Origin of the sequence: Komagataeibacter xylinus (genome assembly GCF_009834365.1) — a bacterium.
In the GTDB taxonomy this organism is placed as follows: domain Bacteria; phylum Pseudomonadota; class Alphaproteobacteria; order Acetobacterales; family Acetobacteraceae; genus Komagataeibacter; species Komagataeibacter xylinus_D.
On sequence record NZ_CP041348.1, the window covers coordinates 3052862 to 3066635 of the forward strand.

General features: G+C 61.2%; 14 protein-coding genes. 7 read left to right on the forward strand and 7 right to left on the reverse strand.

The window, feature by feature from the left end; translation table 11 throughout:
• Positions 1–8 precede the first annotated feature (8 nt).
• The gene (locus tag FMA36_RS14740) at positions 9–536 is read right to left on the reverse strand and encodes an iron transporter (RefSeq protein ID WP_159263059.1); all 528 of its coding nucleotides are present in this window, start codon (positions 534–536) and stop codon (positions 9–11) included.
• Positions 537–723: 187 nt separating this feature from the next.
• On the opposite strand from FMA36_RS14740, the gene FMA36_RS14745 reads away from it, so the two are divergent.
• The 5 genes from FMA36_RS14745 to FMA36_RS14765 all read left to right on the forward strand — a co-directional run bounded on the left by FMA36_RS14745 (position 724) and on the right by FMA36_RS14765 (position 6056).
• Entirely contained in the window at positions 724–1242 is a 519-nt protein-coding gene (locus tag FMA36_RS14745; RefSeq protein ID WP_159263060.1) for a hypothetical protein, read from the forward strand.
• A gap of 210 nt (positions 1243–1452) precedes the next feature.
• Positions 1453–3024: a carbohydrate porin gene (locus FMA36_RS14750; RefSeq protein WP_240906390.1), complete on the forward strand. Its 1572-nt coding sequence runs from the start codon at positions 1453–1455 to the stop codon at positions 3022–3024.
• A gap of 227 nt (positions 3025–3251) precedes the next feature.
• On the forward strand, positions 3252–5255 hold the full coding sequence (locus tag FMA36_RS14755) for an FUSC family protein (RefSeq protein ID WP_159263061.1): 2004 nt from the start codon (positions 3252–3254) through the stop codon (positions 5253–5255).
• Between the two features lie 72 nt (positions 5256–5327).
• Positions 5328–5690 (forward strand): hypothetical protein, encoded by a 363-nt coding sequence (locus FMA36_RS14760; protein ID WP_159263062.1) that lies wholly within the window; start codon positions 5328–5330, stop codon positions 5688–5690.
• A gap of 90 nt (positions 5691–5780) precedes the next feature.
• Positions 5781–6056, forward strand: a complete 276-nt coding sequence (locus tag FMA36_RS14765) for a hypothetical protein (RefSeq protein ID WP_159263063.1) — start codon at positions 5781–5783, stop codon at positions 6054–6056.
• 153 nt (positions 6057–6209) lie between these two features.
• Here the strand turns inward: FMA36_RS14765 and FMA36_RS14770 are convergent, their stop codons facing one another.
• Together FMA36_RS14770 and FMA36_RS14775 are read right to left on the reverse strand one after the other, a co-directional pair.
• Positions 6210–7808, reverse strand: coding sequence for an alkaline phosphatase D family protein (locus FMA36_RS14770; RefSeq protein ID WP_159263064.1), 1599 nt, complete (start codon positions 7806–7808; stop codon positions 6210–6212).
• A 102-nt stretch (positions 7809–7910) separates the two neighbouring features.
• Positions 7911–8480, reverse strand: coding sequence for a sigma-70 family RNA polymerase sigma factor (locus FMA36_RS14775; protein ID WP_159264018.1), 570 nt, complete (start codon positions 8478–8480; stop codon positions 7911–7913).
• Between the two features lie 275 nt (positions 8481–8755).
• On the opposite strand from FMA36_RS14775, the gene FMA36_RS14780 reads away from it, so the two are divergent.
• Positions 8756–9610, forward strand: a complete 855-nt coding sequence (locus tag FMA36_RS14780) for an acid phosphatase (protein ID WP_159263065.1) — start codon at positions 8756–8758, stop codon at positions 9608–9610.
• Between the two features lie 185 nt (positions 9611–9795).
• On the forward strand, positions 9796–10254 hold the full coding sequence (locus tag FMA36_RS14785; protein WP_159263066.1) for a c-type cytochrome: 459 nt from the start codon (positions 9796–9798) through the stop codon (positions 10252–10254).
• A gap of 141 nt (positions 10255–10395) precedes the next feature.
• Here FMA36_RS14785 and FMA36_RS14790 read toward each other — a convergent pair whose 3' ends face one another.
• The 4 genes from FMA36_RS14790 to FMA36_RS14805 form a co-directional block, all read right to left on the reverse strand.
• Positions 10396–10908, reverse strand: coding sequence for a RidA family protein (locus FMA36_RS14790; protein WP_159263067.1), 513 nt, complete (start codon positions 10906–10908; stop codon positions 10396–10398).
• Positions 10909–10912: 4 nt separating this feature from the next.
• Positions 10913–11338: a c-type cytochrome gene (locus FMA36_RS14795; RefSeq protein ID WP_159263068.1), complete on the reverse strand. Its 426-nt coding sequence runs from the start codon at positions 11336–11338 to the stop codon at positions 10913–10915.
• Positions 11338–12942: a flavin monoamine oxidase family protein gene (locus FMA36_RS14800; RefSeq protein ID WP_159263069.1), complete on the reverse strand. Its 1605-nt coding sequence runs from the start codon at positions 12940–12942 to the stop codon at positions 11338–11340. Before FMA36_RS14800 ends, FMA36_RS14795 begins: the two co-directional genes overlap by 1 nt.
• Positions 12943–13183: 241 nt before the next feature.
• Positions 13184–13762, reverse strand: coding sequence for a DNA-3-methyladenine glycosylase I (locus FMA36_RS14805; protein ID WP_159263070.1), 579 nt, complete (start codon positions 13760–13762; stop codon positions 13184–13186).
• Positions 13763–13774 lie beyond the last annotated feature (12 nt).

Genomic DNA, 13774 nt, shown 5'->3' on the forward strand with positions numbered 1-13774 from the left:
TACCCTGCTTATTTCTGGGGATAGGCGAAGTTGAAGGTCTCGCTGAACGGCTGCCAGAAGCCCGGCGTGCCGGTTTCCTTGTCCACATGGTGCAGGAAGCCGTTCTGCTCGGGCGAGGAATAGGTCAGTACCACCGTGTAGCGACCCGGGCCATTCATCTGCACGTTGTCGGCATAATGCGGGCCGTCCTTGGCGGTCATGAAATGCATGGTGCCCTCGGCCTTCCATGCCGTGCCGTCCTTGGTCAGCTTGTAGCCGATGTTCAGATACGGCACCCAGGCGCCATCGGGGTAGCCCCACACATTATCCGCCGTGGCATGTACGTCGGTTTCAAGGTGAATGGTGTCGGGCTTGGTGTTGTCCATCATGCCTGCGGGCATGGGGTCAACCATGATGCCGGTCAGGTAGCTTGAGGCGATTTCCATGTCATGCGCATGGACCGGACCACCGATCGGGTATTCACGCGCCTGTGCAGCGGTGGCGAGCGCAGGCAGCGCTGCTGCGGCAAGGGCCAGAATGGAATATTTCTTGTTCATATGACGGTTTCCATAACTTCGATAGAAATGAAGTCCGCTCGCCTGCTGCTATTTGTTATTGTTTGCAGTCGCGCACGGGCCTGATCGCAGCTTCCCATCCGGGTGATTTCCTCGCCCTGTTAATGATAATTGTTATCATTGTCAACGGATGGTATGCCCTCTCCGAGGTAACGGAGAGCCACCCGCCATGATCACCCATCCTTTTGCATTCATGCGCCTGCCCTATGCGATCCTGATGGCGCTCGACAGCCGGATGTTCCACTTCTGGCTGCAGCCGGTCCATTACCTGATCCGCATCGTGCATATCATCAGCATGGCTATGTTCTTTGGCATGGACATGCTGTTCGACCTTGGCGTGCTCCGGCCCCGCATGGCAGCCCGGATCGCGCCCGCGGCCCAGCTCATGGTGCGGCCACTGCACGTGACGTTTGCCATCGCCATGGTCTCTGGCGTGGTGCTGTTCTTCTATGACCCGGTGCATATCGGCAGCCGCGCCTATCTTACCCCCAAGCTGCTGCTCATTACGCTCGCCATGCTCAACGCATTGTGGTGCCACCGCAGCGTCTATCTGCCCGTGCTGCGCGGCAATGCCGCCATGAGCGTGCGCGGGCGTATCGGGGCCAGTCTTTCGCTGCTGCTGTGGAGCGGCGTGATGATCATGTCCTGCCTCAACAGCGAAGGCGTGCCAAAGGTTTTCCTAAGATGATATCAGGATTGCAATATGCGCATGACGGTTTGAATTGACGGGTTCGTATCAAAATGTGATTGAGAACCATTATTAATGATATTGATTCTCAATACGGCGGACCCCCATGAGCCCCTCATCCTTCGCGACTGCCATTGCCAGACATGCCTTTTCCCGTTGCCCGGCATTTTCTCCCTCCAGCCTGACGCGCCACCGCCTGCGTGCGGGTTCGTGTCTGGTCTGCTTCGGGCTGGTCTGCCAGCAACCGGCTTTGCGCAGGTCCAGACCCAGATCGAGGAAGACCGGGCCCGCCTCGGTAACTCCACCCCTCTCGTTGAACAGATCGACCCCGCCACGGTGCGCGATTCTGAACGCGCCACGGCTGATGCGGAAGAAAAAGCCGCAGGCGATGGCGACAAATTGGATACCAGCGGCAACCTGCTGGGCAATATGTGGGGCGCGCGGCCGTGGCTGTACAAACACGGCATCAGCTTCGACATTCAGGAAGTTGATGAAGTCTGGGGTAACGGCACGGGTGGCACGTCCTCGGGCAACGATGGCGCGGGTGGCTCGGGCACCGGGCCTGCCTATGATGGCGTGACCATGCCCACGCTTACCGTGGATACCGAGAAGCTGTTTGGGCTGAAAGGCGGCCTGTTCAATGTCAGCGCGCTGCAGACACGCGGGCGCTCGATCTCGCAGGATCATCTGGCCAACTTCAACCCAGTCAGCGGGTTCGAGGCCGACCGCTCCACCCGGCTGTTCGAGCTGTGGTACCAGCAGTCCTTCCTCAAGGGCAAGCTGGATGTGAAGATCGGCCAGCAGGATCTTGATACCGAGTTCCTGATCAGCGATTACGCCTCGCTCTACCTCAACGCCAACTTTGGCTGGCCCATGGCGCCCTCGGTCAACCTGTATGGCGGCGGCCCGTCATGGCCGCTCTCCTCACCCGCCATCCGCATCCGCTACCGGCCGAGCGAGAAGTTCACCTTCATGTTTGCCGCAGCGGACGACAACCCGCCCGGCAACCGGTACAATTCAACCCCCATCCAGCAGGCTACCGGTTCCGCCAGCGGCTATAATTCCGATCCAACCAGCCAGACCTATAACGGCGCCAACGGCACCAACTTCAACATGGGCACCGGCGCGCTGCTCATCACCGAACTGCAATACGCGATCAACCCCCAGCCCGCCGACATGACGAACGTGACCAAAAACCCTGGCCTGCCGGGCGTGTACAAGCTGGGTGGCTACTACGATACCGCGAAGTTTGCCGACTACCGTTACAACCGCAATGGCGGCTCACTTGGAGCCGCGACGCTGAACGCCAGCGCAACCGAGTCCGACCTGACCCCGCGCTGGGACCGGGGCAACTGGATGGTTTATGGCATCATTGACCAGATGATCTGGCGGCCATCGCTGAAGTCAGCCCGGTCAGTCGGTATTTTTGCGCGTGCAACCGGCAACGGTGGAGATCGCAACATGATCAGCTTTGCCGTTGACGCCGGCATCAATCTCAAGGCCCCGTTCAGAGGGCGCGACAATGACACGGTCGGACTGGGCTGGGGCATTGGGCGCGCCAGTTCCGGCCAGCGCCAGTTTGATCGCGATAGCGGATCCTACGTGCAGGGCAATGAAAACCACCTTGAACTGACCTATCAGGCGCAGGTCACGCCATGGATGGTGATGCAGCCTGATTTCCAGTATGTCTGGCATCCCTCGGGCGGAGTGGCGGACTGGACCGGTTACAGGCGTGTGGGCAACGAAGCGGTTTTTGGCCTGCACAGCAGTATTACGTTCTAATATTTTGTTTTAATTTAATAATATAACCCACACTCTCTATAAGACCGTTCTGGAGCGTCGCCTTTTTTCAAAAAGGCGACGTTTTTGGTGTTCATGCGCATTTCATAAGCAGCATTTATCAAAATATCATGACAAACGATTGGACCCCTCCATAGGGCTGCCTTCATGTTCCGCCACACTCAGCCTTACAGGCTGAACCCGGCACATGATGTAAAGGTATGAGACCAATGGGGGGACAGAGCACCGCATTTCCCCTGCACGGCACCCCGGATACGGGCCTGCTGCGCCATATCCGGCGCTTTTCATGGGTTTACGCGCCCTCGCTGGCCGATCTGGGCTTTGCGGTGCGCACGTCATGCGCCGCCATCCTCTCGCTGCTCATCGCCATGTGGATGGAACTCGACAGCCCGCAATGGGCGCCGCTTACCGTATGGGTCGTGGCGCAGTCCTCACGCGGGGAGAGCCTGTCAAAGGCGCGATGGCGGATTGTGGGCACGCTGGCGGGCAGCGTTGCCGCGATTACGCTCATGGCGGCCTTTCCGCAGGCTCCGGCCATGTTCTTTGTCTGCCTGGCACTCTGGATCGGGCTGTGCTGCGCCCTTGCCACCCTGCTTGACCAGTACCGTGCCTACGGGCTGGTGCTGACGGGGTTCACCTCCGCCATCATCGCCACCGGGGCCATCGTGCAACCTGACGATGTGTTTGCCGTAAGCGTTGCGCGGAGCAGCTACATCATACTGGGCGTGCTGTGCGAGGCGGTGCTGGCCGTGCTGTTCATGCCCAACATGGTCGAGCGCACCCGCACGCAACTGCTGGCCCGGCTTGATGATACATTCCGTGCCACCTGCGCTGCCATCCCCCACCTGCTGGGCATGACCGCGCCTGCCGCCCGGCAGGCCGCAACCGGCAGGCTGCTCGACCAGATCATGGCCTTTAGCGGACAGATCGAATTCGCGGCCCTCGAACTCGGGCCGCGCAACCGGGTGGGCGATCACGCCCGCCGGGCGCTTGCGGGCATGCTGGTCATGCTCGCCCATGCCCGCGCGTTGCAGATCCTCTCCCCCCGCCCCGATGCCAGCGCCCTGCCCGGCGGTGATGCGCCCGAGCGCGCCCTGGCTGCATGGCTGCATGACCACGCCCCCCCGCCCGAGCCTGACAACCTGGCCGCCCGCGCCTGGCAGCCGGTTGCCGCAGCGCTGACGCATGAAGCCACGCTGGTGCATGATGAGATGCAGGCCTGCCACGCCACCCGCCATGGCGACCACTTCCGCTTCAGCCTGACCTCGCGCCGCCATGCGCGTGAGGCAATGCATAACGGCATCCGCTCCAGCGTTGCCATTATGGTTGCGGCGGCGATGTGGGAGATCACGGCATGGCATCACGGCCCGGCCTTCATCTCGTTCGTGGCGCTGATCTACGGGCTGATGGCCACGCGCGAGAACCCGCTGGTCGCCACCCTTCCCTTTCTCAAGGGCGGGCTGTGGTGCACGGCTGCCGCCGCCGTCATGGCGCTGTGGGTCATCCCTGCCATTACCTCGCCCGAGATGCTGCTTGCCGCCCTGCTGGTGCCCATGACCATTGGCGGTCTGGCCGCGCGCAAGCCACAGCTTGCGGGCTATGCCTTCTCGTTCAACATGTTCCTGCCCGTGCTGATCGGCCCGATGAACCAGGGGCGGTATGACGAGGTCGCCTTCCTCAACAACGCGCTGGCCTTTGTGGCCAGTATCGTGTTCGTGCTGCTCACCTACCGGCTGGTCATTCCCTTCCGGCTTGACGTGCATATCCGCCGCACCGCCGCAGCCATGAACCGGCGGCTGCGCCATCTGGCCCAGACCCGCGACCGCACCACCGCTCCGGCCTGGCTGGGCGCCTGCGCGGCCAGCCTTGTGCGCATCCTGCACCAGGCCACCGCCGTGCCGCAGCCCACGGTCAATGCCTGCCTGAGCCAGCAGATCGGGGCGATGACGGTGGGCCTTTATATCATCCGCCTGCGCGAAATGCTGCGCACGGGCGCCCTGCCGCCACGGGCCACGCGCATGATCGCCCTTTTTCTGGCGCGTTGGCAGCGCGGGCAGGCTGGCCCCACCACCGCGCATGTGCTGGCCTGGCTGCACCACGAACAGACCCGCCCCCATGAAGCACGCGACCGCGCAAGTCTGGCCGAGGCCCTGGCCTGTCTGCACATCATTGCCGCAAGCCAGCATGAACATGAGCCGGGCGCGCCATGGTAAGGTGACAAAATATGTCGTATCGGATATGCCATGAACGCATTATTCGCATTCATGCACAAAAGGGGTCATTTCATGCGTAAGATTGTCACCGCTGCCGCCATCGCGGCCATTACATGCGTTACCGCCACCGCGCAGGCCGAGCCCGGCGGCTGCCTGAAATATGGCGCCGTGGGTGCCGTGGGCGGCCATGTGGCCGGTGGCCACAGCGTGCTGGGCGCTGCCGCCGGTTGTGTGACCGGCATGTACAAGCGCCACGAATACCGCAAGGAAGCGAAGGCCAAAGCCAAGCTGTATGATCAGGAACATCCCGGTTCGAAGGGTACCTACATGGAGAAGGCAACGGCCTATGACGTGGAGCACTCGACCACGCCGGGCAAGATGACGCCCGACACCCCGGCCACCACCACCCAGCCGGACAGCAGCGCGAAGATGTAAGCCGCCGGGTCCACAGGCAAGCCCCGGCCTGCCTGCGGACCCCGCGCCCGAAACGGTATTTCACCCTGCCCCACACGGCCAAGGACCGCCATGCGCGCCATTACATTCCTGTTTCGCTCGACACTGGCCGTCGTGCTGGTGGCAGGGCTCATATGGTGGCTGGCCGGACCCTTCTTCCACATGCCCACACTTGGCGTGGCGCTGGCGGTTGAAGCCGTTGTGTTCTGGGTGTGCGGGCTGCTCTATACCGAGGACTATCCGCACCATATGACCACGTTCGCGGGCATGACCGTTTTGCTCGGGCTGCTGAGCATTGGCGTCATGCTGCCTTTTGCGCGGCAATATGTCATGATGCACCCGGCCTGAACGGGCACGGGCAATTATTTTTTCATATTGGCTCAATTTAAGGAAAACTATTATCCATAAATGGAGTTAATGGGATGTGGCTTTCGTGACACCACAACGTCTCCCAATCCCTAAACTTGGCGTCCCGCCCCGGCGGGACGCCCTTTTTTTTGCTCAGGCTTTCTGCAGGCCAGGCTTGCCGCGTTCCACCGCAAAGCTGGCATAGGTGGAGAGCTTTCCATCGCGCTCCATCACCTTGTCGAGCACCTTGAGGTCGGCGCGCCATACATCCGGCCCCACATCGCACAGCACATAGCCGCGCTGGTCGGTCGTGGCCTTGAGGTGCGGGTTTTCGCGCCGGACTGAGCGGCTGAAACTGTCATCATCACCCACCCCATCCGCGCCTGAGGTGACGGACGTGGCCAGGAACTCGACCGAGACCGGCTGCTTCTGGCCCGGATCAGTCAGCAGATCCCCCGCGAAATGGCGGTGCGCATCACCCGTCACGTTCACCACATTGCCGGGGCAATGTGCACCAATGAACTCAAGCAGGCGCTTGCGGCTGTACATATAGCCCGACCACTGGTCCATGCTGTAAAGCAGTTCACCCTGCGGGGCGCGCCTATGGGCAAGGTTCATCATCATCACCTGATGCGCCAGCAGGTTCCACCGCGTGTCAGACCTGCCCAGACCGTCAAACAGCCATTGCTCCTGCGCGGACCCCATCATGGTGCGGTTGGGTGACCAGACATCAGGCCCCTGCGCTGCCACGCCATCTCCATAAGCCTGATCACTGCGATACTGGCGCGTATCGAGCACGAAGGCATTCATGAGCGTGCCATAGCGCAGGCTGCGATAAAGCTGCATGTGGCTGCCATCGGGCAGGGCTGACAGGCGCAGCGGCATGTGCTCGTAATAGGCCTGCATGGCAGCTTCGCGGCGCAGGCGGAAGATCTCGGGCGGTGTGCCGTCCTGATCGGTGTCGCCTGCCCAGTTATTGTCCACCTCATGGTCATCGGAGGTGACGATCCACGGCACGGCGGCATGGGCGGCCTGCAGGTCGGGGTCGGTCTTGTACTGGGCATAGCGGCGGCGGTATTCATCAAGCGAATAGCATTCCAGCCCGATATGCCGACGCAGCGCCTGAAAGGGGCGGCCGTTCATTTCGTGCACGCGACCCCTGCTGTCCGGGCCTTCGTAAATGTAATCGCCATAATGGAAGACAAAATCGATCGGCTCATTGGCGATATTGCGCCAGGCGGTATAATACCCTTCCTCATAATGCTGGCAGCCTGCGGCGGCAAAGCGCACCCGAGCGGGTGATGCACCGGGCAGCGGAAAGGTATGGCTGCGGCCGGTGGGGCTGTCATACCCCGCAATGCGGAAACGGTACCAGTACGGGCGGTCGGGCCTGAGGCCCGTAACTTCGACATGCACGCAATGCGCCAGTTCAGGATGAGCCAGCGCCTGCCCTTTCCTGACGATGTGGCCAAATTTTTCATCCTCCGCCACTTCCCAGTCCACCAGCACGGGGCGGTTGCGGCTCATGCCGCCTTCCAGTTCAAGCGGGCGCGGGGCAAGGCGGGTCCAGATGACAAAACCATCAGGCGCGGAATCACCTGACGCCACGCCAAGCTGAAAGGGAGATATGTCGAATTTCGGTTTTTCATCCAGATTGCGTGGGGTTGCCGCCCGTAAGGCACGCACCTGCGCCGAAAACAGTAGCCCCGTGCCAAACCCCGCGAGCACCTGCCTGCGCTTGAGAAACACCATGGAACATATCCTTTTGCATCAAGGCCGACTGCGGCCCATACCCTGTCATGACAAACAAGGTCGAGCGCTCGCGTGCGCCGGGCGGGTTTTGTCACCAAAGTTTCATACAGGCGCGATTTCCAGCCCGTCGCATGCCCGCACCAGGCGGGGCAGCATCTGCAAAAAACTGTCGCCACGGCTGATGTAATAGACCCCGCTCAGCCGCTGCCCGATCAACTGTAGGGCCCGGAGCGTGATCTTTTGCGGCATGTAGCGATTGATCTCGGCCACCACCGCGCCCAACGGGCAGTTACGGAACACGATCTGCCCCTGCTGCCAGGCCAGAAGGCTGGCAATTTCGCGATAGGTCATTTTTTCAACGCGGTGCAGCAGGAAAGCCTGCCGGGTGCGGCGCGGCAGGCGCTGGCAGCCCGCATGGAAACGGATCAGGCGTTCACGCGCCTGATAGGCTTCCTCCTGTGTGGGCGCGGTATCGCGCACATCGCCGAGCATGTCATCCCGGCCGCCGGGCGCGATACAGCCAACCTGCTCGCGCCTGCGCGCATTGTGGGAAAGGTTGACGGCACTGCGCGTAATATAGGCCTCCGGGTGGCCAATACTGCCATCGGGGCGTTCCAGGTAATTTACAAAGGCACTCTGCAGGTGGTCTTCCGCATCATCACGGCGTGTCAGGGATCGTACGCGCCGGTAAAGGCAAAGCCACTCCTACCGGCGGGGCAACCATTTTTCGCTCAACGGCTTCCTCATCCCATCTGGGGCTGCTGGAAAAGACCGTTACTGTGTAAGGGATTTTAAAAGAAAACATTTGTGACAGTTTCATGAAAACTGCATGCCCATAACGGGGCAGGCGTTTTCTGCTGCTGTCATTGTGCCATGATCCGCCAGAAAATCCCTTCGGGGCGGAACTTCTTTCGCCCTTCGTAACCCTGAGTTGTCCAAGCCATCACATGACCCGATCCAGCCTTACCGTTCTTCTCCCGCGCCCTGCGTCACGTTCGGGCCTGCCCCTTCTGGCGGGACTGCTTGCAGCGGCCACGCTTGCCAGTACGCCGGGCCGCGCGGCCGACCCGCTTGAGCCCGCAACACCCGAGGCAGGGTATTTCACCCCTGCCACCCAGCCGGATGCAACCGCTTACCTGCCACCTCCGCCCCAGCACGGCACGGTGCGGCAGGAAAATGATGACCATGCCTTCACCACCACCCGCGCCTTGCGGGGCAGCCCGCGCTGGGCGCTGGCCACGGCTGATGCTGACCTGCATGAAGATGCGCTGCTGCACAGTTTTTCCTGTGCCGCAGGCCTGCCCCTGAGCACTGCCGATGCGCCAGCACTGAGTGCACTCATTCACAAGATGGATGTGTCGGAAATTGCCGACATGCGCAAAAGCAAGGCCTACTGGCACCGGCCACGCCCCTTTGTAGGCAACAGCCAGCCCATCTGCACCGAACAGGACCGGGCGCATCTGGCAACATCGGGGGCCTATCCTTCCGGTCACACCATGCTGGGCTGGAGCACGGCACTTGTGCTGGCAGAACTGCTGCCGGAGCGCGCAACGCAGATCCTGCAACGCGGCCGGGTATTTGGCGAGAGCCGGATCATATGCGGCGTGCATTGGGAAAGCGACGTGCAGGCAGGCTACATGCTGGGCTCAGCCGAGATTGCCGCGCTGCATGGAAGCCCCGCCTTCCGCACGGATATGGACGCGGCCCGGACGGAACTCACCACCCTGCGCCGCAAGGCCCCCACAGCAGCTACACCTTCATGCACCCTTGAGCAGGAGGCGGCCGCGCATTCACCGCTGTAAAGCAATCTGTCTTTTACGGGATGTGGATTTGTGAACACAGGCGCGGGCCAAACCACGCGGGGGCCACCAACTGTGCGGGCAGCGATATAGGCAGTGCGCCTGCTTTATAATAAGATCGACCAGGAAACGATTTTAAAGCCTGTTTGCTGACGGCTTCAAATAATTGCCATATCTGGAAACGATAGATGAAAAAACGACTTCTGGCCGCTCTCTTCTCCCTTTCCCTTCCCGCAGCACCCGCGCTTGCGGCTGATGGCGCCGCCCTGTTCCAGACCAATTGCAGCGCCTGCCACCAGGCCGATGGTCAGGGCGTGTCCGGGCAGTTCCCGCCGCTCGCCGGACGCGTGGGCAAGATCGCCGCCACGCCGGAAGGCAGGCAGTATGTTATTGCCGTGGTGCTGAATGGCCTGATGGGACCGATTACAGCCGCGGGCAATACCTATGCAAGCTTCATGCCGCCCTTCAAAACCCTGCCCGATGACCAGATCGCAGCCGTGCTGAACCATGTAGCGGGCCTGCCCTCTGGCCCCGATGCAACCGTGTTTACCGCTGATGAGGTAGCCACCGGCCGCAAGGAAGCCCTGACGCCGCCTGCCGTGATTGAAAAGCGCAAGGCGCTTGACGCGCAGCATCCGCTGCCCTGAGCCACAGGCACAAAAAAGGGGATCCAACCGATCCCCTTTGTTTTTAAGGCACATGCCATGAAGACTGAGTAAAATGCTCAGTCTTCAAAAAGCTTTGCAAGAATACCGCCTTTTTGAAAAAAAGACGGTACCTGGAAACGTTTATTTACCCGGCGCGCGCACGGCCGTGGTCTCGATTTCAATCAGCCATCCCGGGTTGGCAAGATGCGCCACGCCAAACGCCGAACGCACCGGCAGGTTGGGCTGCTTGGCCGAGGGGCCATAGAACTGGGTGTAGGCTTTCATCATGCCTTCAAAGTCAAGCTTGCCCAGCTTGGGGTCTTCAACCATGTAGACGTGCATCTGCACCACGTCACCCATGCCCAGCCCCAGCTTTTTCAGTTCATCACTAATGCGCTGCAGGGCCGCATAAGTCTGTGCCTGCGTATCGCCATAGGCGGCGAGACTCTTGGGGTCGGCCTTCGTGTCCTGCACCGGCGCGCCCATGCCGCTGAGATAGACGGTGGTCGCACCCGCAGGCACCTCAATGGCGGTGGAAATGGGGAATTTTCCCCCCGCATGACGCACGATGCCATCATCAGCATAAGCAGGCATGGCAGCCGCCATGCCACCAAGAACAGCCATGGCGGCAACGGTTTTTTTCAGGTCGAACATTCTCTCACTGCTCCTGTGGTGTTACGGGAGGCCGCTGGGCCGCCACATCCGATGCACTTACGGCATCGGTATAGTGATTGCCAAAATGGGTGCGGATATAATTCACCACATTGGCGATCTGGTCATCTTTCAGCACGCCTGAAAACCATGGCATGCCGCCATAGCCATTCAGGATGACATAAACCGGGTAGGCGCTGCTCTGCAGCTTGGCGTTACCTGCAAAGGCCGGGAACTGCGCACCAGCGCCCATCGCTCCCTTGCCATCAGGCATGTGACAGCCCTGGCAGACATGGCGGTACACATCCTCGCCAGTGGTCATGGGTTGCACGTTCCCCACCACGGCGGCGGCGCTATCGGCGCGTGCGGGGCCAGAGGGAGCGGCAAGCAGCGGCAGGGCCACAAGGGCGGGCAGGAGAAGGATCTTACGCATCAGCTTGCTCCCTGCGCGCGCTTGTGCAACTGGGTTACGGCATCAAGGGCGGAAAGAATGGCCCCCTCCTGCCAGCAGCCCACATAGGATGCATGCTCGCCGGCCAGCACCACGCGGTTATCCATGGCGCACAGGGCCTTGTAGTGGGTCTTGCGGGCCTGCTCGCTCCACATCGAGCAGCAGCCCATGGACCACGGCACGCGGCTCCACGCAAAACTCACGCCGTTGGAGAATTCCTTGCGGTAATGCTTGGGGTGGAAGGCCTCGCCCTGGGCCAGCGCGTGCTCGATGCGCTCCTGCGGCGTCATGCCCGCAAAATCATAGGCTGCCGGACCAAACATGTAACCACCGAGCAGCACGGCTGGCCCGCGTGAGAAGTAGCCGTGGCTGGGATAGGAGATCTGGCTGATCGGCTGGTCGGTAAAGCTGATGCCGCCATAGATCTGGTCTTCTTCCTCCCAGAAGCGGCGCTTGAACTCCAGCCCGAGCTTGACGGATGAGGCATAGGGCACCGCCATGATCGCGGCCTTGAGCGGCGCGCTGACCTGCACGTCCAGCTGCGAAAGCACGGGCAGCGGAATGGTGCACACGCAGTAATCGGCCTTGGCCTCTCGCACGGCGCCGCCATGATTCATGTCGTTATAGGTAACGCTCACGCCCTTGTCGTCCTGATGAATGGACGTGACCTTGCAGTTGAGCGTGATGAGGTCATGCACCTGGCGGTTGAAGCCCTTGCCGATCATGTCCATGCCACCCACGGGCTGGAACATGGTGGTCTGCATGTCGAGGCGTTCGTGGAAGGCCATCCATGTCCACAGGCCCGAGCTGAGCACATCCTTGCGGTCAAACAGATCAGAGGGCACGGGCTCGCCGTTCAGGCCACCGCCCAGCGCCTTTTCATAGCCACGGCATTCGGAGCTGATCACGCCCTTGCGGTAGTTCAGCCCGGAATCAAGGCTGCCCCACTGGCGCATGGCCGTGCGCAGGTGCTCGCGCTCATCGGGCGAGACCACATCGTCGAGCTTGTGCTGGTCGATCGCCTTGCCGAGCAGCTCTGCCGTAAAGCCGTTGAAATCGGACGCGTACTCGCGGTAACGCACCGACTTGCCACCAAATGCCTTGCTCGAATGCAGCCAGGCATTGTGGTTGAGCTCGACAAACGGCTCGAGTTCCACGCCAAATTCGCGGCAGTAATGCAGCAGGCCCTGATGGTGGTAGGGAATGCGCCATGGGCCGGGATTGATGTAGTTGCCCGAGGCAAAACCGACCTTCTGGGTGGCACCGCCAAGTTCGGTAACCGTGTCACCGCCACGCAGGCTGATGTTGCGGCCACCGGCGCGCCCCTGGAACTCGAGTATCTGAACCTGGTAGCCTGCCTTGCGCAGTTCGTAGGCGGAGAGCATGCCCGCAAGTCCCGCACCAAGCACCAGCACGCGGGTGCCACGCTTTGCACCCGAAAGGACGGGCGGCGCGGTGAAATCCGTGCCCTGCGCATGCCCCATGGATGTCATGGCCTGATACAGGGCGGCACTACCGGCCAATGTACCGATACGGGAGAGGAGTTGCCTACGCGTGGGGGCTTTACGCGGATGAGCGTTTGTCATCAAGAAATCCCAAGCAATCAACGAAAACAGCTCTCTACCCTTAACCAACAAACCGGGACTTAACCATATCTTCCCCGGAATAATTTCTTATCGAAACAATTTATGTTGCTGTTATGCAACATCAATCCACAGCCGCCCGCCCTGCAGGCCCCCCGTTCCCTGCTGATGCAGAAAATAATGCGGATATTACTTTAAATTTTCTTGCTTCATGACAAAGCACATGAGTGCGGGACCGCCCCCGTCATGTCCCCGCTCCGGCATGACGGAAGCAGCCCGCCTCATGGTCATGGATCATGCCAGCGGCCTGCATCCAGGCATAGGCCGTAACCGGACCGACAAAACGAAAGCCCCGTGCCCTGAGTGCTGACGCCATGGCCTGCGACAGGGGCGAGGCCGCCTGCACCGCCAGTGTCGGCTCATGCACCGCCTTGCCGCCGGGCAACATGCCCCACGCGAAAGTGGCAAAGTCCTCGCCTGCTGCCCGCATGGCAACATAGGCACGGGCATTGCCAATCGCCGCCACTATCTTGGCACGCGCCCGGATAATGCCGGGATCAGCCATCAGGCGGTTGATCTCTGCCTCGTTAAAGCGCGCAACGCGATCAGGATCAAACCCCATGAAGGCGCGACGAAATCCTTCACGTCGCCGCAGGATCGTGCGCCATGACAGGCCAGCCTGAAAGCTTTCGAGCACCAGCATTTCCCATAACTGGCGGCTGTCATGCACGGGCACGCCCCATTCCTCATCATGATAGGTCATCATCATGGCATCGGCCTGCGCCCATTTGCAGCGCGGGCGGGCGGGATCGGGTGCGTTCATGTCCGTTTTCCT

Coding starts and splice junctions, on each gene's coding strand:
- FMA36_RS14745 (WP_159263060.1), top strand. CDS start 724: ATGATCACCCATCCTTTTGCATTCATGCGCCTGCCCTATGCGATCCTG.
- FMA36_RS14800 (WP_159263069.1), bottom strand. CDS start 12,942: ATGACAAACGCTCATCCGCGTAAAGCCCCCACGCGTAGGCAACTCCTC.
- FMA36_RS14765 (WP_159263063.1), top strand. CDS start 5,781: ATGCGCGCCATTACATTCCTGTTTCGCTCGACACTGGCCGTCGTGCTG.
- FMA36_RS14790 (WP_159263067.1), bottom strand. CDS start 10,908: ATGTTCGACCTGAAAAAAACCGTTGCCGCCATGGCTGTTCTTGGTGGC.
- FMA36_RS14740 (WP_159263059.1), bottom strand. CDS start 536: ATGAACAAGAAATATTCCATTCTGGCCCTTGCCGCAGCAGCGCTGCCT.
- FMA36_RS14755 (WP_159263061.1), top strand. CDS start 3,252: ATGGGGGGACAGAGCACCGCATTTCCCCTGCACGGCACCCCGGATACG.
- FMA36_RS14780 (WP_159263065.1), top strand. CDS start 8,756: ATGACCCGATCCAGCCTTACCGTTCTTCTCCCGCGCCCTGCGTCACGT.
- FMA36_RS14770 (WP_159263064.1), bottom strand. CDS start 7,808: ATGGTGTTTCTCAAGCGCAGGCAGGTGCTCGCGGGGTTTGGCACGGGG.
- FMA36_RS14760 (WP_159263062.1), top strand. CDS start 5,328: ATGCGTAAGATTGTCACCGCTGCCGCCATCGCGGCCATTACATGCGTT.
- FMA36_RS14785 (WP_159263066.1), top strand. CDS start 9,796: ATGAAAAAACGACTTCTGGCCGCTCTCTTCTCCCTTTCCCTTCCCGCA.
- FMA36_RS14795 (WP_159263068.1), bottom strand. CDS start 11,338: ATGCGTAAGATCCTTCTCCTGCCCGCCCTTGTGGCCCTGCCGCTGCTT.
- FMA36_RS14805 (WP_159263070.1), bottom strand. CDS start 13,762: ATGAACGCACCCGATCCCGCCCGCCCGCGCTGCAAATGGGCGCAGGCC.